Raw genomic sequence first — 23,030 nt, 5'->3', positions numbered from 1 at the left:
ACGACCGGTGGCGCGTCGCGACCGCCCCCCGCTTCCCTCCCATCGAGGTCGACCGCGCCCTGCAGGCCGTGCCGGGGGTAGTATGGCGCCCGAGGCAGGAACCGGGGTGGCAGCGTGCGCGGGGAGGCGATCACCCAACTGCTGGTGCAGGCGCGGGCCGGCGATCCGGAGCGGCTGTCCGCAGTGTTCGAGCAGCTCTACCCGGAACTGCGGCGGCTGGCCGCCTCGCGGCTGGCCGGCGGCGAGCACACGGTGACGCCCACAGTGCTGGTGCACGAGCTGTACCTGCGCGCGACCACCGGCGAACCGCTGTCGGTCACCGACAGACATCACTTCTTCGCCGCTGCGGCCAAGGCCATGCGCTGGATCCTGGTCGACCATGCCCGCCGCCGCCAGAGCGAAAAGCGCGGCGGCGGCCAGGTGGCGGTGACGCTCACCGAGGGCCTGCCGATGGACGCCGCGTCCGACCAGGTGCTGGCCCTGCACGAGGGCCTGGAGGCGCTCGGCGAGCTGCAGCAGCGCCAGCGCGAGGTCGTGGAACTGCACTACTTCGCCGGCCTGGAGTTCGCCGAGATCGCCGAACTGCTGGGCATCTCCACGCGCACCGCGCGCCGCGAGTGGGAGCGCGCCCGCGCCTTCCTGTACGCCCTGCTCGACACGCCCTAGTGGATGCACGACAGCAGGCGGCCTGGCGCGAGGCGGACCGGATTCTCGACCGCCTGCTGGACCTGCCACCGGAACGGCGCGCGGCGGCGCTGGCAGCGGCGACGCTCGACGAGGGCGTGCGGGCGCTGGTGCAGCGTCTGCTGGCGGCGCACGACTGTCAAAGCGGTCCGCTCGAGAGCGCGCCGGCACTCGGGCTGGCCGCCGCCGATGCCGCCGATGCGCTGAAGGACCGCCGCCTCGGGCGCTGGCGCCTGCTCGAGCAGATCGGCTGCGGCGGCATGGCCGTCGTCTATCGCGCCGTTTCCACGGAGCCGCCCGTCGGGCAACAGGCGGCGGTCAAGGTGCTCACCCTGGGCGCGCTTGCCGGCGGCGGCCGCGAGCGCTTCCTGCGCGAACAGCAGCTGCTCTCGCGCCTGCGCCACCCGGGCATCGTCCCGCTCTACGATGCCGGCATCGCCGAGGACGGCACCCCCTGGCTGGCGATGGCGCTGATCGATGGCGTGCGCATCGACGCCTGGTGCGAACAGCGCCGGCTCGAGGTCGAGCAGCGTATCGACCTGGTATTGCGCGTCGCCGACGCGCTGGCCCACGCGCACCGGAGCCTGGTGATTCACCGCGACATCAAGCCGTCGAACGTGCTGGTCGACGACGACGGCCATGCGCAGCTGCTGGATTTCGGCATCGCCCGCCTCGACGACGACCGGCAAGCGGAGCGGACCGCGACCGCCCTGCGCGCACTCACCCCCGAGTACGCCGCACCGGAACAGTTCCTCGGCGCACCGCCGAGCACCGCGATGGACGTCTACGGCCTGGGCGCGCTGCTGTACCGGATCCTCACCGGCCAGTCGCCGCGGCCGCAGGGCGCGCAGGGCGTCGACACGCAGACACTGCCGCCGTCGCGGGCGGTGCAGCGCGATGCGGACTGGCCTTCGCCCACGCGGCGGCTGTGGGTGAGGCGCCTGCGCGGCGATCTCGACACGGTCGTGATGAAGGCGCTGGCCAGGCTGCCCGAGCAGCGCTACGCCAGCGTCGAGGCGATGGCCGAAGACCTGCGGCGCTGGCGCGGCCGCCATCCGATCCGCGCGCGTCCGCAGAGCCTGCGCTACCGCGCGGGGCGCTTCGCGGCCCGGCACCGGCTGGGCGTGACCGCCGCGGCGTTGCTTGCCTTGACGCTGGCCGCCGGCATCGCCGGCACGCTGTGGCAGGCGCAGCAGGCGCGGCAACAGGCGGCCCTGGCGCAGGCAGCGCAACAGCGCACCGCCCAGGCGCTGGCGCGTTCCAACGCGATCAGGGATTTCCTGTTCGAGCTGTTCCGCACCACTGCGCCGGGCCAGCCGCGCGAGCAGTTGCCGACGACGGCGGAACTGCTGGCCGCGGCGGTCGAGCAGCTGCCGGAGCGCTTCAGGGACGATCCCGAAACCGAGGCCGAGTTCCTCGATGCCATCGCCGAGGTCTACTACCAGCGCGACCTGCCCGAGCACGTCGAGTTGCGCCGCCGCCTGCTGCAGCTGCGCGCCCCGCAGCGGCTGCGGCGGCCAGCGGTCTACGCCGCGGCACAGGCCGACCTGGCGCAAAGCCTCGCCGCCGTCGACCAGGACGAATCGCACAGGCTGTTCGACGAAGCCATCGCGCAGCTGGAGCGCTCGGCGCCGGACTCGACGGAACTGGCCTACGCCTATCGCCAGCGTGCCACCTTGCAGATGCATCGCGGGGACGGCGCAGCGCGGCTGCGCGACAGCGAGCGGGCCTGGGCCATCCTGGGCGGCCGCGACGACGTCAGCGAGCGCGAGCGCTTCTTCGTGGTCGCCGCCGTGGCCGCCGGCCACCACCAGGCGGGCGGGTACGAGAAGGCGCTGGGCTACTACGACCAGGCCATCGATCTCGGCCATCGCGTGTTCGGCGAGGCGCACGTCCATCCCGCGACGCTCACCCTCAACCGTTCCGGCGCACTGTCGCACCTCGGGCGTTTCGCCGAGGCCGAAGCCGGTCTGGTCGCCAGCCTCGCCGACTACGAACGGATCTTCGACAAGCCGCGCGGCTCCATGCTCGCGGCCTGGCGCGAACTGGAACTGTTGTACTACCGGCAGGGGCGCTACCAGCAGGCGCTGCAGGCGCGCGACCAGTGGGACCGCCTGTTGCAGGAGGCCGAACCGGACAACCGCGAGGAGCAGGCCAAGAGCCGGTTGTGGCGCGCGCGCGACCTGCTGCGCCTGGGCCGCGCCGCGGAGGCCGAAGTGCTGCTGCGCGCCGCGATGCCGGTGCTGCAGGCCGACGGTGGGCCGGGCGCCCGCAACCGGCTGATGGCGGCCTCGAGCGCCCTGCGCCTCGCCTGCGATCGGGCGCTGCCGACGATGCCGCCCGAGACCCGCGAACAGGCGCTGGCGCTGGCGCGCGAGATGAACGGCCACGGCCTGGTGCACGCCGCCGAAGCCCATGCCGTGGTCGGGTACTGCGCCCTGCGCGAAGGCGATCCGCGCCAGGCGCTGCTGCATCTGCAACGCGCGGCGGAGCTGGATGCCGCACTTCCGCCGGGCGATGCCGCCGAGGTCGCCGAGCATCTGCTGTGGCGCGGCCAAGCGCTGGCAGCACTGGGTGACACGGAGCGGGCGCGGACGACCTGGGCTCAGGCGCGGCAACTGCTGCGATCGGCCGACCTGCTGGCGCATCCGGTGAATGCGCAGCTGCATCGCGCAATGCGCTGACCCGAACCGCGGCACCGACCCCGGAAGGCCTTCCGGGCCCTGTCGGCCCGCCGCAGGTTTGAACAGGGCTTGGCCATCGGCGCCCCCGAAATACGGATGCATGGCCAGGAACGGATCGCGGGCAGACGCCACGCGACCGCGACAGGGGTTCGGCCGGCCGCTTCCGGCCTCATGCACACGGGAAGAAGATCATGAAAACGTCCTGCAATCGTCATCCGCTGTCCGCGGCGCTGGTCCTGGGCCTCGGCCTGCTGGCCGGCACGGCCTGGGCCGGCGAAACCTGCGAACTGAGCAGTGGTGGTGCCGGCGGCGCCGTCGTCGATGCCGATGCCGATACGCTGGCTTGCGGTCAAGGTTCGCAGGCTGCCGCGAATGCCACGGCGGTTGGTACCGGCAGCATCGCCAGCGGCTTTGCCGGCACGTCGCTCGGGATGGCCAGCGGAGCCACTGCACAGGCGGCCACCGCGATCGGAGCCAGCGCCGAGGCCAGCGGGCGCCTGAGTACCGCACTAGGTGCGGGCACGGTCGCCAACCTGGCCGGAAGCGTCGCCACGGGCGGCTATGCGATTGCCGCCGGCGTCGGTGCGGTCGCGATGGGCGGGTGGGTGGATACCGATGGCGATGACGCCGTCGACATCGAGGAGCGTACCGTCGCCTCAGGCCTCAACGCGGTGGCGATCGGCAACAGCGCCCGTGCATCGGGCGAGAACAGCATTTCGCTGGGCGCGACGGCGCTCGCCACGGGAAACAGCAGTATCGCCGCCGGCACGCTCAGCCGCGCCGAAGGCACCGGCAGCGTCGCCGGCGGCCTGCGGGCCCACGCCGAGGGCACGCGTACCACCGCGATCGGCGTCGACAGCCATGCGCTCGGGATCAGCAGCCTCGCGCTGGGCGACTCGAGCGCCGCCGAGGGCGACTTCAGCGTCGCCACCGGCCGCTCGGCGCTGGCACAGGGCGAGTACGCCGCGGCCGCCGGCTACAACAGCCGCGCGACCGATCGCGAGACGGCGGCGTTCGGCGCCAACAGCCTGGCCAGCGGTGCGGGGGCAACGGCGCTGGGCGTGTCCGGCACCGCTGCCGGCGCCAACGCCACCGCGGTCGGGTACTTCAGCAGCGCCGCCGGCAGCCAGGGGGCGGCGTTCGGTGCGATCAGCTCGGCTGGCGGCGCCCAGAGCACGGCGCTCGGCGCGGTCTCCAGCGCCAGCGCGGATGCCGCCACCGCACTCGGCCACACCAGCCAAGCGAGCGGCTTCGGCAGCACCGCGCTCGGCAACAGCAGCCAGGCCACGGCGGTCGGCAGCGTGGCGCTGGGCTACGGCTCGGTCGCCGAGCGCGACGGCACCGTTTCGGTCGGAACCGCGGTCAGCGGGCGCCAGATCGTCAATGTGGCGGCCGGCACCCAGGCGACCGACGCGGTCAACCTCGAGCAGCTGCAGTCGACGCTCGCCACGGCGAACGCCTACACCGACACCGCGGTCGCCACCGGCGGTACCGCCGCCAACGCCTACACCGACAACCGCGAGGCGGCGATCCGCACCGACGTGGACGCCGGCGATGCCGCCACGTTGAGCGCCGCGCAAACCCATGCCGACGCCGGCGATGCGGCGACGCTGACGGCGGCCAATGCCTATACCGACACGCAGATCGCCGGGTTGACGGGCTTCGACCCGGCCTCCATCAACGGGCGAATGGAGGCGTTGGAGGATCGCTTCCTCGAGGTCGACGGCCGCCTGCATCGGCAGAATCGCCGCATCGACCGTCAGGGGGCGATGGGCGCGGCGATGCTCAACATGGCGATGAACGCCGCCGGCAGCAGCAGCCCGCGCGGCCGCATTGCGGTGGGTGCGGGCTTCCATGGCGGCGAACAGGCGCTGTCGATCGGCTACGGCAAGCGCATCGGCCAGCGCGCCTCGTTCTCGCTGGGCGGCGCCTTCAGCGGCGGCGAGCGGTCGGGCGGCATCGGCTTCGGGGTCGATCTCTGAGGCCGGGCGGTGGCGCCGGATCGCGGATCCGGCGATCGCGGATGGCGGGTGCGGGGGGCGCGGCTACAATGGCCTGCCTTCCACGCCCGCGCGTCGCCAGTTCGCACCTGGCGTCCTTCGAGACCGCCGGGATCATCCAAGGAGTTCTTCGTGCCCGCAGCCAAGCCGGTAGCCCTGTTCCGCCTCGCCTTCCTCGCCACCCTCGTCATCGGCACAGCCGCCTGCAGCGGCGAGCAGCCGGTGGAGGAACAGGCCGGGTCCGCGACGCTCGATGCCCCGGCCGATGCCAGCGCCGACCCGGCGCAGGCCCAGGCCGAAGCGGAACCCATGCAGCCGGACGCCTACCCCGCGCCGGCACCGGCCAACGAGCAGATGCCCGCGGTCGGGTTGACCGCCGACGGGCACCCCCACACCTGGGCCTCGGCCGCGCAGATCGGCGGCAGCATGTTCGCGCTGGCGGAAGCCTGCGACCATCCCTCGGTCGACGACCCCGTGACGGCGCGCGCCGAACAGCGCCGCGCCAGCGAGACGCTGGGGGTCGACCCGGACGACTTCATGGCGGTGCTCGACTGGGCCCACGCCCAGGCAGGCCGCCAGCTCGACGGCGCGTCCGCCGCGCAGCTCGAGGAGTCCTGCAAGGAGCTGCGGGAGCTGGAGGCCATGGCGACCCCGCAGTCCGGCTGAACCTGGCGGCCTCAGCTGGCGGCTGCCCGGGGCAAGCGGAAGAACGTCTCGGCCGCAGCGGTCGTGACTGCCGCGATCGCGGCGGGGGCCTCGCCGCGATCGCGCGCCAGCTCGGCGACGATGTGCGGCAGGAACGCGGGTTCGTTGCGGCGGTCCTTCGGCATCGGCCGGAGCGTGCGCGGCAGCAGATAGGGGGCGTCGGTTTCCACCATCAGTCGATGCGCGGGGATGTTCGGCACGAGTTCGCGCAGGTGCGCGCCGCGGCGCTCGTCGCACAGCCAGCCGGTGATGCCGATGTACCAGTCGCGGTCCAGGCACTCGAACAGCTCGGCGCGGCCGCCGGTGAAGCAGTGCACCACCGCTGGACCGATGCGGCCCTCGAACCCGCGCATGATCGCCACGAAGTCGGCGTGGGCGTCGCGCTGGTGCAGGAACAGCGGCTTGCCGGTGTCCGCGGCGATCTGCAGCTGGCGCTCGAACGCGCGGCGCTGCGCCGGCCGCGGCGAGAAGTCGCGGAAATAGTCCAGGCCGCATTCGCCGACGGCGACGACCTCGGGATGGGCGTGCAGGGCGCGCAGTTCGGCGTCGCATTCGTCCGTGTACTCGGCGGCGTGGTGCGGATGCACGCCGGCGGTGCTGTACAGCACGCCCGGATGCGCCCGGGCCAGCGCCAATGCCTTCGGCGAATGCTCGCGGCTGGCGCCGGTCACCACCATCCGCGCGACCCCGGCGGCGCGCGCGCGCGCCAGCACGGCGTCGCGGTCGCGATCGAAGCTGTCGTGGGTGAGGTTGGCGCCGATGTCGATCAGCTGCATGGGGGCGGTCGCGGATTCCAGGGGCGCCCATTGTAGGAGCGCGCCATGCGCGCGAAAGCCGGCGCGGCTGGCCATGCCGGGAATCACCGCAAATCCCGCCGGAGATTCCCGCGGCTTTCGCGGCCATGGGCCGTTCCTACGGGATTGTCGCCGCGACGCCGCTCAATCGAGCAACGCGCAGGTGGCCGGTGCGGCGCTGGCGAACAGCGCGGCGCTGGCCCACTGCGGATGATCGATGAAGGGATTGCGGTTGCCCTGGAAGCTGTAGATCACCTGATTGCGCTCGCGCTCGGCGGCATCGGGCGGGTCGGCGGCATGCCAGGCGAGCAGCGTCGACAGCAGGCCCATGTAGGCCGGCGAACCGGAGGTGACCACGATCCGGCTGCGGTCGTCGGTCAACTCCAGGTCCGGTTCGGACTGCCCGGTGACGGGATCGGCGCCGCCTTCGTAGCGGATCGCCATGTACATCACCGCGCGTGCGATGTCGCCCTTGCGGTGTCCCCACACCTCGAATGCGCCGCCGTTGCCGTCGGGGCTGCGCACCCAGTTGGAATCGCCGGGATAGCTGCCGCTGCCGCCTCCGACGCCGCCGTTCGCCTCGGTCGGGCGCTCGCCGCAATTGGCGCTGGCCGGACAGTCGGCGAAGGGGCGATTGCCGCGCGCGGCGTTGTAGTCCGTATCGCTGAGGTAGAGCATGTGCGCGTCGGTGTAGGGCGCGTGGGGCAGGCCGCGGTCGCCGGTGCGGCTGCCGAAGCCCAGCGAGTTGGGCCAGGTGTGCTCGCGGTTGTAGGTCGCGCCGCTGCCGGTGCCGGCGCGCGCGTCGCCCTTGGCATAGCTGCCGTTGCGGTACACGTCGCGTACCCGGCCGGGGTCGGCGGGATCCTCGTCGGCGATCTCCAGGATCGCCCAGGTGTCGGTGCCGCCACCGCTGTAGGGATAGGCGGTGTGGCCGCGGATGGTGTGGTGCAGCGAACAGCGCAGCTGTTCCGGGCTGGAAGGGTTGACCCGCCCGTAGTAGCCGCCGCTGTCGCCGCCACCGCCGGCCACGGTGAACCCGACCTGCAGGTCGGCATCGGGATGCGCGCCGTCCTGATCGCTGACCGCGGCGGCGGCCACCGTCAGGGTGCACGATTCGCCGCCGTGCAAAGCGGTGGCGGTGGAAACGGCGAAGGCGTCGCCGCTGCCGGCATGGTCCAGCGGTACCGTGCCGGAGACGGCGCATGCCAGGCGCAGCGCACCGGCGGCCAGCACCACCGGCTCGCTGAACGCGACCGCCAGATCGCCCGCCGCCGGGAATCCGGTGGCGCCATCGGCCGGGGTGGTGGCCACGACCCGCGGCGCGTCGTTGCCGCCCCCGCCGCCGAACGTCTGCCCGCCGTTGCAATCGCCGAAGCTCGCCGGCGCGGCGCCCGCCCACGCGAAGTCGCCCGCGGCGTTGCCGTGGCCCTGCAGCTGCAGCGACAGGCCGGCGGCATCGGCGCCGCCCTCGGAGACCGGCAGGTTGTCGCTGGTCGTGCCCGCGGCCGGACCGTCTGCGGCGGTGAGGGTCCCCTCGTAGCTGATGAACTGGACCACCCGGTCCTGGGCATCGACCAGGGCGATGCCGTCCGCCGGCCCGTTCTGCAACCCGTTGGCGGGGAAGGCGACGGTGGCGATGCGGACGCTCGCCCCGCAACTGGCGGCTTGGCCGGAGGGGACCGCGCGGTTGCCGTAGCTGGCGGCGCTGCCCGGGGCGCTGCCCCCGCTGTAGAGGTACAGCCGGTAGCCGCCGAGATCCTCGCCCGCGGTGGCGACGAGTTCGACCGCCTCGCCGCTGTCGGCCCCGGCATTGTCGTAGTGCAGTTCGTTGACGAACACCGCCGCGAAAAGCGGCGTGCCGCACAGCAGCAGCGCGAGGCCGAGCGCTGCTGCGGGCGCGTGGCGGCGCGCGCGGGCAGCGCGGCGGGCGCGGGGATTCCGCATCGGTGGCGTCCTGTGGTGTGATGGCGGCTTCCGAATCTATCGGCCGCCCGCGACCGCCGACACCGGGGGAAACCCTTGCGCCGGCGCTTCCCGTCGCGGCGCCGGCCTTTTCGAGGTGAGCGCCGCCGTGGAATTTCCGATCGCCGCACTGCTGCCGCGGATCGCGGGCAGCCTTGCCGCGCATCCGCGGCTGGTGCTCGAGGCCCCGCCCGGCGCCGGCAAGACCACCCAGGTGCCGCTGGCCCTGCTCGACGCCGGCTGGCTGGCCGGGCGCCGCATCGTGATGCTCGAGCCGCGCCGCGTCGCCGCGCGCGCCGCCGCCGGCTTCATGGCGCAGCAGCTCGGCGAAGCGGTCGGCGAGACCGTCGGCTACCGCATCCGCTTCGAGCGCAAGATCGGCCCCCGGACCCGCATCGAGGTCGTCACCGAAGGCATCCTCACCCGCATGCTGCAGGACGATCCGATGCTGGAGGGCATCGGCGCGCTGCTGTTCGACGAGTTCCACGAGCGCCACCTGGCCGGCGACCTGGGCCTGGCGCTGGCGCTGGACGTGCAGGCCGGCCTGCGCGAGGACCTGCGCATCGTGGTGATGTCGGCGACCCTGGACGGCGAGCGGCTCGCGCAGTGGCTCGACGCGCCGCGGCTCGCCAGCGCCGGTCGCAGCTTCCCGGTCGAGGTGGCGCATTTCCCCGCGCGCCGCGACGAGGCGATCGAGCATCAGGCCCGCCGTGCCGTCGAGCACGCGTTGCACGCACATCCCGGCGACGTGCTGGTGTTCCTGCCCGGGCGCCGCGAGATCGACCGGCTGGAGGCGCAGCTGCAGACTTCCCTGGTCTCGGGTCCCGCAGACTCGATGCCGGCCCGAGGGACCGGGGACCGGGGGGTGTCGCGGCAAGCCGGCCATGGATGGCCGGCGCCCGGGTCGGGGCAGGATCCGCCGACCGAGGGAAAAGCGCCCCCCGGCCCCCGGGCCGGGAGTCGGACGCAGCCCGCGACCGGTGCCGTCGAAGTCCTCGCCCTCCACGGCGAGCTCCCGGTCGAACAGCAGTCGCGGGTGCTGCAGCCCGCACCCGACGGCCGCCGCCGCGTGGTGCTCGCCACCAACGTCGCCGAATCCAGCCTCACCCTGCCCGGCGTGCGCTTGGTCGTCGACACCGGACTGGCGCGCGAGCCGCGCCACGACCCCGGCAGCGGCTTCTCGCGTCTGGACGTGGTCGCCATCGCCCAGTCCTCGGCCGACCAGCGCGCCGGCCGTGCCGGCCGCGTCGCCGAAGGATTCGCCTACCGGCTGTGGCCGCAGTCGCAACGGCTGGAGCCGCAGCGGCGGCCGGAGATCGCCCAGGTGGAGCTGGCGGCGCTGGCGCTGGAGCTGGCGGCCTGGGGCAGTGCTGCGTTGCGCTTCCCCGACCCGCCGCCAGCCGGTGCGCTGGCCGCGGCGCGCGATCTGCTGCACCGCCTGGATGCGCTCGGCGACGACGGTCGCGTCACGGCCGCCGGGCGCCGCATGCTCGCGCTCGGCACCCATCCGCGGCTGGCGGCGATGCTGCTGGCTGCACAGGACGGCGCGCGCGGCGCGCTGGCCTGCGACCTGGTGGCGCTGCTGGAGGCGCGCGACCCGCTGCGCGCGCGGTCGGACGCCCTGTCCGCGCGCTGGCAGGCCCTGGCCGCGTTTCGCGCCGGCCGTGCGCCGACCGACGCCCATCGCGGCGCGCTGGCGGCGATCGACGCTGCCGCCAGGCAATGGCGTCGGCGGCTGGGCGCGCCTTCCGCGCCGCCGCAGCACGTCCCGCCCCATGCGCTCGGCGACCTGCTCGCGCATGCGTTTCCCGACCGCATCGCCCGCCAACATCCCGGCGACCCGCGCCGCTACCAGCTCGCCAACGGCCGCATGGCGCGGCTGTTCGACGACAGCGCGCTGTACGGCGAGCCGTGGCTGGTCGCCACCGACCTGCGCTTCGAGACGAAGGATGCGCTGCTGCTGCGCGCCGCACCGGCCGACGAGGCGGTGCTGCGCGCCGGGTTCGCCGCGCACTTCCGCGAGGCCGACGAGACCCGCTGGGATCCGGTGCGGCGCGCGCTGGTGGCCGAGCGGATCCGGCGCTTCGACGGGATCGTGCTCGATGTCCGCCCCGGCGGCCACGTCGACCCGCAGCAGGCCGCCGCGGCGCTGACCGCCGCGGTGCGCGATCTCGGCCTGCAGGCGCTGCCGTGGAGCGAGGGCCTGGGCCAATGGCGCGAACGCGTGCGCTGCCTGCGCGAATGGATGCCGGAACTGGGCCTGCCCGACCTCTCGGATGCGGCCCTGCTCGCCGGCCTCGACGACTGGCTGCGCCCGGCCTTCGCCGGTCTCGCCCGCCTCGACGGCCTGGATGCGGCGGCGCTGTCGGCGGCGCTGCGCGCATCGGTCGACTGGTCGCTGCGCGAGCGCATCGACGCGTTGGCGCCTGAGCGGATCGCGGTGCCCTCGGGCATGCAGCGGCGCATCGCCTACGCGCACGACGCGGCGCCGGTGCTGGCGGTCAAGCTGCAGGAACTGTTCGGCCTGGCCGACACCCCGCGCATCGCCGACGGCCGCGTGCCGCTGACCCTGCACCTGCTGTCGCCGGCCGGCCGGCCGCTGCAGGTCACCCGCGACCTGCGCGGCTTCTGGGAGCGCACCTGGCCGGAAGTGCGCCGCGAGATGAAGGGTCGCTACCCGAAGCACCCATGGCCGGAGGACCCGTGGAGCGCCGTCCCCACCCATCGCGCACGACCGCGCGGCTGAGCCGGACGGTCCGCGTTCAGCGCCGCGCCGCGCCGCTCACGCAGCCGCCACGCCCGCGCTTCGATACTGCGGCGGTCGCGACTATCGCATCCGTGCAGAGAAAGGGGTTCCCGATGAGCAAGCTCGATATCCTGCAGGGCAAGGCCTTGGAGCTCGCCGGCCAGGTCGGCGACGGCGTCCGCCGTTCCATCCCGCCCGGCGCCGGCACCTGGCTGCGCGCGGGCATGGCGCTGGGCGCAGCGCGCGCCAGCGCCAGGACCGCCGGCAAGCTGGTGCGCCGCAACCCCGCCGTCACCGTGGCCGCCGCGGTCGCCGCCGCGGGCGCGGGGCTGCTGCTCTATGCGATGCGCCATCGCAGGCAGAACGGCAACGCCCAGGGCAACACCCTCGAGGGCAAGTCCAAGCGCGTGGAGGCCCGGCGCGCCAGTCCGTCGCGGCCGCGCAAGACCACCACCCGGCGTGCCGGCGCGCGTCGGCGCGGCACGAGCGAGGACGGCAGCGAAGGCTGAGCGCGACGATCGGGAACGGGAACGGCAGCGGCCGTCTGGCCGGACGGCGGAACGGACCAGCGCGCCTAGGCCGGGACGCGCGCCTCGGGCAGCTCGATCACGAAGCGCGCGCCGCCGCCCTCGCGGTCCTCGTACCAGAGCTGGCCGCCGGCGTCGTCGACGATCTGCTTGGCCAGCGACAGTCCCAGGCCGCTCGACGTGTCGCCGGGCATCGCCTGCCCGTCGTGCAGGCGCACGAAGGGCCGGAACAGCTGCCGCTGCTTGGCCGCCGGGATGCCGGGGCCCCGGTCCTCGAACACCATCTGCAGGAAACCGTCGGCGCCACGGCGGCAGGCGATCTCCAGGTCGCTGCGCGGCGCGTACTTCATCGCGTTGGTGACCAGGTTCTCTGCCACCTGCCGCAGTACCAGCGGGTCGATCGCCACCGCCATGTCCTCCTGCGGGGGCACCACCGCCAGTCGGCACTCGCGTGCCTCGAACTGCAGCGCGTAACGCCGCTCCAGCCACCCCGCCACCGCAGGCAGCGCCGCCGCCGCCGCCACCGGCGCGCCCTCGCGCGCGGCACGCTGCGCCTCCAGATAACGGCGGATATAGCCGAGCGCATCGTTGGCGCTGTCCTGGATCGTCTCCAGGTAGCGCGGCACGCGATCCTCGCGCACCTCGCCGCCGCGCAGCATGTCGATCGCGAACAGCACGCTGCTCAGCGGGTTCTTGAGATCGTGCGCCACCAGGTTCACCAGCTCCTGGCGCTCGCGCGCCACCCGTTCCAGGCGGTCGCGGGTGAGCTTGAGGCCGATGTGCGCGCTGACCCGCGCCAGCAGCTCCTCCGGAAGGAACGGCTTGGTCACGTAGTCCACCGCACCGGCATCGAACGCGCGCAGCAGCTGTTCGCGGTCGCGCGCCGCGGTCAGGCAGACCACCGGCAACCGCATCAGCGTCTCGCGCTGCTTGATCTCGCCGAGCACCTGGAACCCGTCCATGCCCGGCATCAGCACGTCGAGCAGGATCAGGTCGGGCAGCTGCTCGGAGGCGATGCGCAGGGCCTGCTCGCCATCGCCGGCATCCAGCACCTCGTAGCCGTTGCGCGACAGCAGCGCGCCCACCACCCGCAGGTTTGCAGGCTGGTCGTCGACGACGAGGATCCGACCCGAAGCGGTAGCGCCCTTGCCCATGGCATCACTTTCATGAACGCGAATCGCTGCCAAGTTAGCAGAATCGACCGCGCCCGGACGACTTGCGCGTGCAGCTTTGCCGATCCGGTCTTCAAGAAACTTAATCGTTCATCGTCAGCGGCTTAGCAGACAGCGTTCGCCATTGACCGGGCGCGAGCCCGGACAGCCGCCAGGGGCCGATCGCGACCCGCACCAGGCGCAGGGTCGGCAGGCCCACCGCCGCGGTCATGCGCCGCACCTGGCGGTTGCGGCCCTCGCGCAGCACCAGCTCCAACCAGGCATCCGGCACGGTCTTGCGGAACCGGACCGGCGGATCGCGCGGCCATAGGACCGGTGCGGGAATCGCCGCGGCATCCGCCGGCCGGGTACGGCCGTCGCGCAGTGCCACGCCGCCGCGCAGCGCCGCCAGCTGTTCCGGCTGCGGCGAGCCTTCCACCTGCGCCCAATACGTCTTGGCCAGCTTGTGGCGCGGGTCGGTGATGCGGTGCGCCTGCGCGCCGTCGTCGGTGAGCAGCAGCAGGCCCTCGCTGTCGTGGTCCAGGCGCCCGGCGGGATAGACGCCGGGCGGCAGGCCGAAGCCTGCCAGGGTCGGGCGCACCGGGACGCTGCGGTCGGTGAACTGGCACAGCACCCCGTACGGCTTGTTGAACGCGATCAGCACCGCGGCCGTGGCGCCGGCTCAGTCGTCGCTGATCACCACCGCGCGCACGGCGTACTTGCCGAGGTGGCCGTCGCCCATCGGCAACGAGTTGACCCGCACCGTGTGCTTGCCGGTGGACGGCGCCGAGGTCACCAGCAGCGAGTCGGTGCCGCCGCCCTCCTTGTCGTCGTTCTCGCCGACGCGCTCGTTGTCGGGCCCGAACAGGATCACTACCGGATCGAAGTCGGTCGACTTGACGCTGATCGCCACCAACTGGCCTTCGGTCAGCTGCAGGGTGTAGTCGTGGCTGCGCCCGCCGTTGTCGGCCGGCCGGTCCTCCGCGCGCAGCGTGCCCTCCACGGTACGCCCCGGGGGCAGCGGCTCGGCGGCGGCGGCCGGGACCGCGGCCATTGCCGCGATGGCGAACGGGATCAGTGAACGAGCGATACGCATGGAGCCCCCTTTATGGATGGATGGGCGCGGGTATCCGCGCGGGGCGAAGCGTACACCGCTTTGCGTCCGGCTACCCGCCGCCAGCGGCGGGTAGCCGGACGCGGTGCGGCTCACTCGGGCTTGACGAAACGCAGGGTCATGCGGTCGCTCTCGCCGATCGCGGCGTACTTGTCGGCGTCCGCCTCATCGTGGTTGTTGGACGGCGGCAGCGTCCATACGCCGTTGGGATGGTCCTTGGTGTCGTCGCGGTTGGCGTTGACGTCGCTGCGGTCCACCAGGCGGAAGCCGGCGCCTTCGGCCAGGGCGATCACGGTCTGTTCGGCCACGTAGCCGGAGCCATCGTCGGCGGGCAGCTCCCGGTCCGCGCGGTGCTCGACCACGCCGAGCACGCCGCCCGGCTTGAGCACCTCGAAGAAGCCCCGGAACATCCCTTCCGCGGTGCCGTTGCCCATCCAGTTGTGGACATTGCGGAAGGTCAGCACGGCGTCCGCGGAACCGTCCTCCCCGAAGCGCGGCGCCGCCGGATCGTACTCGACCAGGGTGGCGCCGCCATAGACCTCGGTGGGCTCGCCGCCGAGACGCTCGCGCAGGCCGTCGCGCGCGCGAGCGTAGTAGTCGCGCGAGCGCTCCTCTTCCTGGCTGGCGGGATCGACCACCGCGGCGACGTAGGTGCCGGCGCCGCGCAGATAGGGCGCCAGGATCTCGGTGTACCAGCCGCCGCCCGGGGTGATCTCCACCACGGTCATGTCGGGGGTGATGCCGAAGAAGGACAGCGTTTCCTTCGGGTGGCGGTAGCGGTCTCGGGCTGCGAACTCCGGCGTGCGCCAGTCGCCGGCCAGCACGCGGTCCAGTTCGGCGGCGCTGTCCATCGCGGCATCGGGTGCCGGCGTCGGGGTTTCGGCCGTGGCGGCCGGGGCTGCGGTTGCGGGCGCCTCGTTCTCGGCGGCGCAGGCGACGAGCAGGGCGGGAAGCAGGGCGGCGAGCAGGGTGCGCTTCATCGGCGGACTCCGATCCTAGGGGCGGCCAGCCTAGCGCCAATCGGGCCGCGGCCGTTAGTGCGCCGCAGCGCACGGACCGTGCAACTCGATTTGCAGCCGACCGTGCAACGCGCCCAGTCCGGCACGCGTCCGGCGTTGCGCGATCGAAACGCAGCATTGCCGGGGAACGGGGCGCACGCGGCGCGGGCGGCGCTATGGTGCACCTCTCCCTGCCGGACACGATCGCCATGACCATCGAGAACACCCGCATCCTGCTCGCCGCGCGCCCGAAGGGCGAACCCGTCGCGGAAGACTTCCGCATCGAGCGTGCTCCGCTTCCCGCGCCCGGGAAGGGCCAGGTGCTGCTGCGCAACCGCTGGCTGTCGCTCGACCCGTACATGCGCGGGCGCATGAACGCCGGACGTTCCTACGTGGCGCCGATCGAGGTGGGCGCGGTGATGGAGGGCGGCACCGTGTCCGAGGTGGTCGAGTCGCTGCATCCGGCCCTCGTTCCCGGCGACCTGGTGCTGGCCGAGGGCGGCTGGCAGACCCATGCCGTCGCGGACGGCGACGGCCTGCGCCGCAAGCTCGACCCCGACGACCTGCCGCTCACCACCGCGCTCGGCGTGTACGGCATGCCGGGCTTCACGGCCTATGCGGGGCTGCGCGAGATCGGCAGGCCCGCCGCCGGCGAAACCGTGGTGGTTGCCGCCGCATCGGGCCCGGTCGGGGCCAGCGTCGGCCAGATCGCGAAGCTGCACGGCGCGCGCGTGGTCGGCATCGCCGGCGGTTCGCGCAAGGTCGCGCACCTGCGCGACGACCTCGGGTTCGACGTCGCCCTCGACCATCGCGCCGACGATTTCGCCGCGCAGCTGAAGGCGGCGGTACCCGACGGCATCGACGTGTACTTCGAGAACGTCGGCGGCCACGTGCTCGACGCGGTGATGCCGCTGCTCAACGAGTTCGCGCGGGTGCCGGTATGCGGGTTGATCGCGCACTACAACGACAGCGCGCCGCCCCCGGGCCCGGATCGGCTACCGCAGCTGATGGCGCTGGCGCTGGCCCGGCGGCTGACCATCCGCGGCTTCATCGTCTTCGACTTCAACAAGCTCTATCCCGAGTTCCTGCGCGAGATGGGCGCATGGCTGCGCGAAGGCAGGATCCGCTACAGCGAGGACATCGTCGAAGGCCTGGAGAACGCGCCGCAGGGCCTGATCGGCCTGCTGCGCGGCGAGAACTTCGGCAAGCGCCTGGTGCGGATCGCCTGAAGTCGTACGCGCCGCTCCCGAAAGTATTGTGCACTGGCTGTAAGAGCGCCCCATGGACGCGACATCCGCAAGGCCGCCGTTCGATCCCGTGCGCCGGCCGTTCGTCGACGTGCGAAGAAAACACTTGCGCATTGCCCGCGGCATGGATAGAGTGCGCGGCCTTCGCCATCCCGCGATCGAACATCGACTGCGAATCCCGATGAAACTCCACGCCCATATCGCCATGTCACGCCGCCTGTCGCGCACTCAGCGCGCAGCGCATCCGCGCGCGCTGCGTGCGGAATGCGTGCGGCCAGTGGCCGGCACCTTCATCGACTGACCTCCTCGCCAGGGAGATCGGTCGCCCCGATCTCCGAGGAACGCAGACGCCCTCGGATGCTTGCACCGGGGGCGTTTTTCGTTGCGCGTCCGCACCAGGAGCAGCGGCAGTACACGGCAGTATTCGCGCGAGCGATCCGACTTCCAGGCATCCGGGCCGGCCACGCCCGAGACAGGAAGACGCCGCAACCAGGCACATCGCGTGCTGCGCCCGAATGCCGGGCGCGGGCGGCGGGCGGAGCGGTCGCGCAGCGGATTGGCGCCTTCGACGAGGCGCCAATGCGAAGCATGGTTGCAACGGTCCCCAGCGGTACGGGCTCGCATGCCCGTCCGGTGCGCGCGGCGCTGCCGTGGCGTATGCCGGGGACCGGGAGGCGATGCTTCGCGATGACGTTGGCTCAATTGGTAGAGCAGCGGGGCGACCCGCAGGTTGCCGGTTCGAGTCCGGCACGTCAGCCACTGGATAGCTCAGTCGGGTAGAGCACCGGTCCATGAAACCGGGAGTCGCGGGTTCGAGTCCCGCTCCAACCATGACCTGTTTAGTCATGACAACCGGACGCAAGTCCACACCAGGAAGCGCCCCGTGCGGCGTTTCGCCAGGCGGCACGCTCCGGCGTGACGCGCAACGGAACGTCGCAGCGGTGCTGTCGCCGGGCCGCCGCCCCCGACGCGCGCGGGCCGGGCAGGAACCTGCGATCGCAGTTCATCGCGATCGCGAGCGAACGCCCGGTCCCCGCGCGAAGGGCGCGACGGAACCGCGGTAGCGGCGTCAGGGGCGCTTCCATCACCGAACCACGGGGTTGCGGGGCAGGTGCCCCGCACTCCGGGGAGCCGGACCAGTGCCGGTCCCCTGTGGGAGCGACGGCAGTCGCGACGACGCGCATCAGGACGACAGGTGTCGCCGCCGCATCGCGCCCACACCAAACGCACGCGAGTGCCCGTGCGCGCAAACCGGCCCCGCGCGCGCGGCGGAACAACACGTGGGCCGGACCACCAGAGCCAACCAGGAGCAATGCCATGTTCTGGACCAAGAGGGTCGTGATCGGCGACGGCGAGCGCGGCTTGGTGTATCGCAACCGTCAATTCCAGCGGGTGCTGGCCGCGGGCGTCTACCGCTGGTTCGATCCGCTCGACCGCATCGAGGTGCGGACCTTCGCCATCGCCGCGCCCGAGTACGCCGGGCACGACGTCGATGCGCTGGTCGCGCGTCTCGGCGGGCGGCTGGGCGAGACCTTCGTGCTCGCCGACATCGGCGTCGACGAGGTCGGCCTGGTGCTGAAGAACGGCAAGCTCGAGGACGTGCTCGCGCCGGGTTCGCGCCGGCTGTACTGGCGTGGCCTGGTCGAGGTCGAGGTGCGGCGGGTGTCGCTGGCCGAGACGCTGGAGCTGCCGCGCGAGGTGCTGGCGCGGCTGCGCCAGCTTGGCGCCCTGGCGAAGGTCGCGGTGGCGGTGGACGTGCCGGCGGAGTCGGCGGGTCTGCTGTTCGTCGACGGCCGGCTGGTGCGCACGCTGGCGCCGGGCGCCTGGGCCTTCTGGAACTTCCGGAAGAACGTGGCGGCCGAGGTGATCGAGCTGCGCGTGCAGTCGGTCGAGGTGTCCGGCCAGGAGTTGCTGACCCGCGACCGGGTGAGCCTGCGCGTGAACCTCGCCGCCACGATGCGCGTGACCGACCCGGTCGCCGCACGCACGAAGGTGGCGAAGTTCGGCGACCAGCTCTACCGCGAGCTGCAATACGGGCTGCGCAAGGTGGTTTCGGCGCGGACCCTGGACGAGCTGCTCGGCGACAAGGCCTCGCTGGATGCCGACATCTTCGGCTACGTGCGCGGCAAGGTGACCGGCTTCGGCATCGAGGTGCTCGGCGTCGGGGTCAAGGACGTGATCCTGCCGGGCGAGATGAAGGAGATCCTCAACAGCGTGGTGCAGGCGGAGAAGGCGGCCCAGGCCAACGTGATCCGCAGGCGCGAGGAGGCGAACGCAACCCGTTCCCTGCTCAATACCGCCAGGCTGATCGAGGAGAACCCGACCCTCATGCGCCTCAAGGAGCTCGAAGCGCTGGAGAAGGTGACCGAGAAGATCGACCGCTTCACCGTGTTCGGCGGCCTGGACGGCGTGCTGAACCAGCTGGTGACCCTGAAGTAGACCCTGCGCGGCGGAAGGATCCGCCGCGCAGCCCTTTCGCCGTCTCCATTTGCGGCACGAGCGCAGGGCGAGGGTGACGCCCGCAGGCCGGTACACCGGGCCTCCACGCCCGTTCCCTAGAATCAAGGCAAACCCCATGAATACCCCGAACGACAACCCATCCCCGGCCGGCTACGAGCTCCTGCACGCCGAAGGCAGCGCCACCCCGATCAAGGGCTGGGTGCGCGGCGTGCCGCTCGAGGCGCAGGCCCACCGCCAGCTGCAGAACATCGCCGCGATCCCGTTCGTCGGGCCCTGGGTGGCGGTGATGCCCGACGTGCACCTGGGCAAGGGCGCCACCGTGGGATCGGTGATCCCGACCCGCGGCGCGATCATCCCGGCCGCGGTCGGCGTCGACATCGGCTGCGGCATGGCCGCGGTGCGCACCACCCTGCGCGCCTCCGACCTGCCCGACAGCCTGGCGCAGCTGCGCGCCGGGATCGAGCGCAGCGTTCCGGTCGGCAACGGCCCCGGCGGCGAGCATCGCCGCCTGCCCGACAGCATCGAGACCCGCATCGCGCAGTCGGGGCTGGCGACGCGGCTGGACGGGATCAAGGCGAAGCACCGGCGCATCCGCACCGACAAGCTCGACCGCCAGATCGGCACCCTGGGCGGCGGCAACCACTTCATCGAGATCTGCCTGGACGAGACCGACGCGGTGTGGGTGATGCTGCATTCCGGGTCGCGCGGCACCGGCAACCTCATCGGCACCTACTTCATCGAGCGCGCCCGCGAGCAGCTGGCGCAGCGCGTCCTCGGCTTCCACCTGCCCGACAAGGACCTGGCGTTCTTCATGGAGGGCGAGCCGCTGTTCGACGACTACGTCGAGGCGGTGTCGTGGGCCCAGGACTACGCCCGCGAGAACCGCGAAGCGATGATGGCGCGGGTGCTGCACGCGCTGCGCCAGTGCCTGCCGAAGTTCCAGCTGGAGAAGATGGCCGTCAACTGTCACCACAACTACGTGCAGAAGGAGACCCATGGCGGCGAGGCGCTGCTGGTCACCCGCAAGGGCGCGGTGAGCGCGCGTGCCGGCGAGCTCGGGATCATTCCCGGCAGCATGGGCACGCGCAGCTACATCGTGCGCGGGCGCGGCAACGCCGAGAGCTTCCACAGCTGCAGCCACGGCGCCGGTCGCGTCATGAGCCGCACCGCGGCCCGCCAGAACATCACCCTGGCGCAGCACCGCGAGGCCACCGCGCACGTCGAATGCCGCAAGGACAAGGCGGTCATCGACGAGTCGCCCGCCGCCTACAAGTCGATCGATGCGGTATTGGCCGCGCAGTCGGACCTGGTCGAAGTGGTGCACACCCTGCGCCAGCTGGTCTGCGTGAAGGGCTGAGCAGACGGACGGCACAGCGCCCGGCGCAGCCGGGCCCGTGATGGCGTCGGGAAAGGCCGGCGTGCGCACCGGTCGGATGGTCTCGACTGGCGTACCGGTTGGCGCGGCAATCGTCGCTTCGATCATCGCGAGCGCTGCAGGCGCGGATTCGCCACCTCCGTGCGCGCCGGTACGTCATGGACATGCCGCCATGAAGAAGGCCCGGGCAAGCCCGGGCCTTCCGTCGTCTCTCGCTGCCGCGCTCAGGCGGCCGGCAGAGATTCGAGCGCCGCGTTGAGCGTCGCGCTCGGCCGCATCGCCCGGGCGACGCGCTGCAGGTCGGGATGGTAGTAGCCGCCGATGTCCACGGCACTGCCCTGCACGGCGTCGAGTTCCTCGACGATCTTCGCCTCGTTCCCGGCCAGCGCCTCGGCCAACGGCGCGAAGATCCGCTTCAGCGCGGCGTCCTCGTCCTGGGACGCCAGTGCCTGCGCCCAGTACATTGCCAGGTAGAAGTGGCTGCCGCGGTTGTCCAGCTCGCCGACCTTGCGCGAGGGCGACTTGTTGCTGTCGAGGAACATGCCGTTGGCCCGGTCCAGCGCCCTGGCCAGCACCCGCGCGGCGCCGTTGTCGTAGCGCTCGGCCAGATGCTCGAAGGACGCCGCCAGCGCCAGGAACTCGCCCAGCGAATCCCAGCGCAGGTGGTTCTCCTCGACGAACTGCTGCACGTGCTTGGGCGCCGAGCCGCCGGCGCCGGTCTCGAACAGGCCGCCGCCGGACATCAGCGGCACCACCGAGAGCATCTTGGCGCTGGTGCCCAGCTCCAGGATCGGGAACAGGTCGGTGAGGTAGTCGCGCAGCACGTTGCCGGTGACGGAAATGGTGTCCTGGCCGCGGCGGATGCGCTCGAGCGAGAACCTGGTGGCCTCCACCGGGGAAAGGATGCGGATGTCCAGGCCGCTGGTGTCGTGGTCCTTCAGGTACGCCTCGACCTTGGCGATCAGCTGGCCGTCGTGGGCGCGTGCCGCATCCAGCCAGAACACCGCCGGCGTGGCGCTCAGGCGCGCACGCTCCACCGCCAGCCGCACCCAGTCGCGCACCGGGGCGTCGCGGGTCTGGCACATGCGCCAGATATCGCCGGCCTCCACCGCATGTTCGAACACGACCTCGCCGTCCTGGTCGGTCACGCACAGGGTGCCGTCGGCGGGGACCTGGAAGGTCTTGTCGTGCGAGCCGTACTCCTCGGCCTTCTGCGCCATCAGCCCGACGTTGGGCACGCTGCCCATGGTGGCCGGATCGAACGCGCCGTTGGCCCTGCAGTCGTCGATCACGGCCTGGTATACGCCGGCGTAGCTGCGGTCCGGGATCACCGCCTTGGTGTCCTGCAGCTCGCCGTCGGCGTTCCACATCCGCCCCGAGTCGCGGATCATCGCCGGCATCGAGGCGTCGACGATCACGTCGCTGGGTACGTGCAGATTGGTGATGCCCTTGTCGGAATTGACCATCGCCAGGCGCGGGCGCCGCGCGTACAGCGCGTCGATGTCGGCGCGGATCCGCTGTCCGGTGTCTTCCGGCAGCTTGTCGAGCTTGGCGTACAGGTCGCCGATGCCGTTGTCGCCGTCGAAGCCGACCTCGGCCAGCGCGGCGGCGTGCGTCTCGAGCGCCTCGCGATAGAAGCGTTCCACCACCACGCCGAAGATGATCGGATCGGAGACCTTCATCATCGTCGCCTTCAGGTGCAGCGAGAACAGCACGTTCTGCGCCTTCGCGTCCTCGATCTGCGCATCCACGAACGCCGACAGCGCGCTGCGGCGCATCACCGCCGCATCGACGATCTCGCCGGCCTGCACTGCCACCGACTCCCTGAGTACGGTGCGCTCGCCGTCGGCATGGCGCAGTTCGATGCGCAGGCTGCCGGCGCGCTCGAGCGTGGCGGATCGCTCGCTGCCGTAGAAGTCGCCGTCCGCCATGTGCGCCACGTGGGTCTTCGAGTCGGCGCTCCACTTGCCCATCCGGTGCGGATGCTTGCGCGCGTAGCCCTTCACCGACGCGGGTGCGCGGCGGTCGGAATTGCCCTCGCGCAGCACCGGGTTCACCGCGCTGCCCTTGACCCGGTCGTAGCGCGCCTTGATGTCGCGCTCGTCGTCGTCCTTCGGCGCATCGGGGTAGTCCGGCAGGTCGAAACCCTGGCCCTGCAGCTCGCGGATCGCCGCCTTCAGCTGCGGCTCGGAGGCGCTGATGTTCGGCAGCTTGACGATGTTGGCCTCCGGGGCGGTGGCCAGCTTCCCCAGCTCGGCGAGGTGGTCGCCGATGCGCTGCTCCGCGGTCAGCCGTTCCGGGAACTGGGCGATGATCCGGCCCGCCAGCGAAATGTCGCGGGTCTCCACCGCCACGCCCGCGGTGGCGGCGAACGCCGAGACGATCGGCAGCAGCGACTGGGTGGCCAGGTAGGGGGCTTCGTCGGTCAGGGTGTAGATGATCTTGGGGGTATCGGACATGGGGCGTCGGGATTCCTGCAGGCGGAAGGAGGGCGCGCCGCGAGCGCCGGGGCGGACGGGCAACCGGGTTCGCAGCGGCCGGCCGCCGCGGGCAGCCGGCTGGCAGCGGGTGCGCATGCGAGCC

17 protein-coding genes and 2 tRNA genes are annotated in these 23,030 nt (G+C 72.3%); 12 read left to right on the top strand and 7 right to left on the bottom strand.

What is annotated here, in order from left to right; all coding sequences use genetic code 11:
* Positions 1 to 114: 114 nt before the first annotated feature.
* The 4 genes from H0E84_RS01150 to H0E84_RS01135 all read left to right on the top strand — a co-directional run bounded on the left by H0E84_RS01150 (position 115) and on the right by H0E84_RS01135 (position 6,034).
* A complete protein-coding gene (locus H0E84_RS01150; protein WP_180676785.1) occupies positions 115 to 666 on the top strand; it encodes an ECF-type sigma factor in 552 nt (183 codons plus the stop codon).
* Positions 666 to 3,368, top strand: a complete 2,703-nt coding sequence (locus H0E84_RS01145; protein WP_180676784.1) for a protein kinase domain-containing protein — start codon at positions 666 to 668, stop codon at positions 3,366 to 3,368. Before H0E84_RS01150 ends, H0E84_RS01145 begins: the two co-directional genes overlap by 1 nt.
* A 191-nt stretch (positions 3,369 to 3,559) precedes the next feature.
* Positions 3,560 to 5,350, top strand: coding sequence for a YadA-like family protein (locus H0E84_RS01140; protein ID WP_180676783.1), 1,791 nt, complete (start codon positions 3,560 to 3,562; stop codon positions 5,348 to 5,350).
* 150 nt (positions 5,351 to 5,500) lie between these two features.
* A complete protein-coding gene (locus H0E84_RS01135) occupies positions 5,501 to 6,034 on the top strand; it encodes a hypothetical protein (RefSeq protein WP_180676782.1) in 534 nt (177 codons plus the stop codon).
* Between the two features lie 11 nt (positions 6,035 to 6,045).
* Here the strand turns inward: H0E84_RS01135 and H0E84_RS01130 are convergent, their stop codons facing one another.
* Positions 6,046 to 6,849, bottom strand: a complete 804-nt coding sequence (locus H0E84_RS01130) for a TatD family hydrolase (protein WP_180676781.1) — start codon at positions 6,847 to 6,849, stop codon at positions 6,046 to 6,048.
* Between the two features lie 162 nt (positions 6,850 to 7,011).
* Positions 7,012 to 8,811, bottom strand: a complete 1,800-nt coding sequence (locus tag H0E84_RS01125) for an endonuclease (protein ID WP_180676780.1) — start codon at positions 8,809 to 8,811, stop codon at positions 7,012 to 7,014.
* A gap of 127 nt (positions 8,812 to 8,938) precedes the next feature.
* On the opposite strand from H0E84_RS01125, the gene hrpB reads away from it, so the two are divergent.
* Together hrpB and H0E84_RS01110 are read left to right on the top strand one after the other, a co-directional pair.
* Positions 8,939 to 11,575, top strand: coding sequence for an ATP-dependent helicase HrpB (hrpB, locus tag H0E84_RS01115; protein WP_425600440.1), 2,637 nt, complete (start codon positions 8,939 to 8,941; stop codon positions 11,573 to 11,575).
* A gap of 113 nt (positions 11,576 to 11,688) precedes the next feature.
* The gene (locus H0E84_RS01110; protein ID WP_180676779.1) at positions 11,689 to 12,084 is read left to right on the top strand and encodes a hypothetical protein; all 396 of its coding nucleotides are present in this window, start codon (positions 11,689 to 11,691) and stop codon (positions 12,082 to 12,084) included.
* Positions 12,085 to 12,149: 65 nt separating this feature from the next.
* Here H0E84_RS01110 and H0E84_RS01105 read toward each other — a convergent pair whose 3' ends face one another.
* The 4 genes from H0E84_RS01105 to H0E84_RS01090 form a co-directional block, all read right to left on the bottom strand.
* Positions 12,150 to 13,256: a hybrid sensor histidine kinase/response regulator gene (locus H0E84_RS01105; RefSeq protein WP_180676778.1), complete on the bottom strand. Its 1,107-nt coding sequence runs from the start codon at positions 13,254 to 13,256 to the stop codon at positions 12,150 to 12,152.
* Positions 13,257 to 13,356: 100 nt separating this feature from the next.
* Entirely contained in the window at positions 13,357 to 13,917 is a 561-nt protein-coding gene (locus H0E84_RS01100) for a pseudouridine synthase (protein WP_180676777.1), read from the bottom strand.
* A gap of 18 nt (positions 13,918 to 13,935) precedes the next feature.
* Entirely contained in the window at positions 13,936 to 14,349 is a 414-nt protein-coding gene (locus H0E84_RS01095; RefSeq protein WP_180676776.1) for a PPC domain-containing protein, read from the bottom strand.
* 110 nt (positions 14,350 to 14,459) lie between these two features.
* A complete protein-coding gene (locus tag H0E84_RS01090; RefSeq protein WP_425600442.1) occupies positions 14,460 to 15,218 on the bottom strand; it encodes a class I SAM-dependent methyltransferase in 759 nt (252 codons plus the stop codon).
* 323 nt (positions 15,219 to 15,541) lie between these two features.
* Here H0E84_RS01090 and H0E84_RS01085 point away from each other — a divergent pair, with 323 nt between their 5' ends.
* From H0E84_RS01085 to H0E84_RS01060, 6 genes are all read left to right on the top strand, one after another.
* The gene (locus H0E84_RS01085; RefSeq protein WP_219339532.1) at positions 15,542 to 16,594 is read left to right on the top strand and encodes an NADP-dependent oxidoreductase; all 1,053 of its coding nucleotides are present in this window, start codon (positions 15,542 to 15,544) and stop codon (positions 16,592 to 16,594) included.
* Positions 16,595 to 16,646: 52 nt separating this feature from the next.
* Positions 16,647 to 16,913, top strand: a complete 267-nt coding sequence (locus H0E84_RS01080) for a hypothetical protein (RefSeq protein ID WP_180676774.1) — start codon at positions 16,647 to 16,649, stop codon at positions 16,911 to 16,913.
* Between the two features lie 387 nt (positions 16,914 to 17,300).
* Positions 17,301 to 17,371: transfer RNA gene (locus H0E84_RS01075), tRNA-OTHER, on the top strand.
* Position 17,372: 1 nt separating this feature from the next.
* Positions 17,373 to 17,443, top strand: a tRNA-His gene (locus H0E84_RS01070).
* A gap of 486 nt (positions 17,444 to 17,929) precedes the next feature.
* Complete coding sequence (locus H0E84_RS01065; RefSeq protein WP_180676773.1) at positions 17,930 to 19,051, top strand: slipin family protein; 1,122 nt, start codon at positions 17,930 to 17,932, stop codon at positions 19,049 to 19,051.
* Between the two features lie 136 nt (positions 19,052 to 19,187).
* Complete coding sequence (locus H0E84_RS01060; RefSeq protein ID WP_180676772.1) at positions 19,188 to 20,429, top strand: RtcB family protein; 1,242 nt, start codon at positions 19,188 to 19,190, stop codon at positions 20,427 to 20,429.
* Positions 20,430 to 20,671: 242 nt separating this feature from the next.
* On the opposite strand, the gene H0E84_RS01055 is transcribed toward H0E84_RS01060, so the two are convergent.
* Positions 20,672 to 22,906, bottom strand: a complete 2,235-nt coding sequence (locus tag H0E84_RS01055; protein ID WP_180676771.1) for an NADP-dependent isocitrate dehydrogenase — start codon at positions 22,904 to 22,906, stop codon at positions 20,672 to 20,674.
* Positions 22,907 to 23,030 lie beyond the last annotated feature (124 nt).

Source organism: Luteimonas salinisoli, assembly GCF_013425525.1.
GTDB classification, from domain to species: domain Bacteria; phylum Pseudomonadota; class Gammaproteobacteria; order Xanthomonadales; family Xanthomonadaceae; genus Luteimonas; species Luteimonas salinisoli.
This window is presented reverse-complemented; position numbering and strand designations above follow the sequence as displayed.

What these genes read in the sequence shown, in the direction of transcription:
- H0E84_RS01140 (WP_180676783.1), top strand. Translation starts at nt 3,560, where the DNA reads ATGAAAACGTCCTGCAATCGTCATCCGCTGTCCGCGGCGCTGGTCCTG.
- H0E84_RS01130 (WP_180676781.1), bottom strand. Translation starts at nt 6,849, where the DNA reads ATGCAGCTGATCGACATCGGCGCCAACCTCACCCACGACAGCTTCGAT.
- H0E84_RS01125 (WP_180676780.1), bottom strand. Translation starts at nt 8,811, where the DNA reads ATGCGGAATCCCCGCGCCCGCCGCGCTGCCCGCGCGCGCCGCCACGCG.
- H0E84_RS01110 (WP_180676779.1), top strand. Translation starts at nt 11,689, where the DNA reads ATGAGCAAGCTCGATATCCTGCAGGGCAAGGCCTTGGAGCTCGCCGGC.
- H0E84_RS01105 (WP_180676778.1), bottom strand. Translation starts at nt 13,256, where the DNA reads ATGGGCAAGGGCGCTACCGCTTCGGGTCGGATCCTCGTCGTCGACGAC.
- H0E84_RS01095 (WP_180676776.1), bottom strand. Translation starts at nt 14,349, where the DNA reads ATGCGTATCGCTCGTTCACTGATCCCGTTCGCCATCGCGGCAATGGCC.
- H0E84_RS01090 (WP_425600442.1), bottom strand. Translation starts at nt 15,218, where the DNA reads ATGGACAGCGCCGCCGAACTGGACCGCGTGCTGGCCGGCGACTGGCGC.
- H0E84_RS01085 (WP_219339532.1), top strand. Translation starts at nt 15,542, where the DNA reads ATGGTGCACCTCTCCCTGCCGGACACGATCGCCATGACCATCGAGAAC.
- H0E84_RS01080 (WP_180676774.1), top strand. Translation starts at nt 16,647, where the DNA reads ATGGACGCGACATCCGCAAGGCCGCCGTTCGATCCCGTGCGCCGGCCG.
- H0E84_RS01065 (WP_180676773.1), top strand. Translation starts at nt 17,930, where the DNA reads ATGTTCTGGACCAAGAGGGTCGTGATCGGCGACGGCGAGCGCGGCTTG.
- H0E84_RS01060 (WP_180676772.1), top strand. Translation starts at nt 19,188, where the DNA reads ATGAATACCCCGAACGACAACCCATCCCCGGCCGGCTACGAGCTCCTG.
- H0E84_RS01055 (WP_180676771.1), bottom strand. Translation starts at nt 22,906, where the DNA reads ATGTCCGATACCCCCAAGATCATCTACACCCTGACCGACGAAGCCCCC.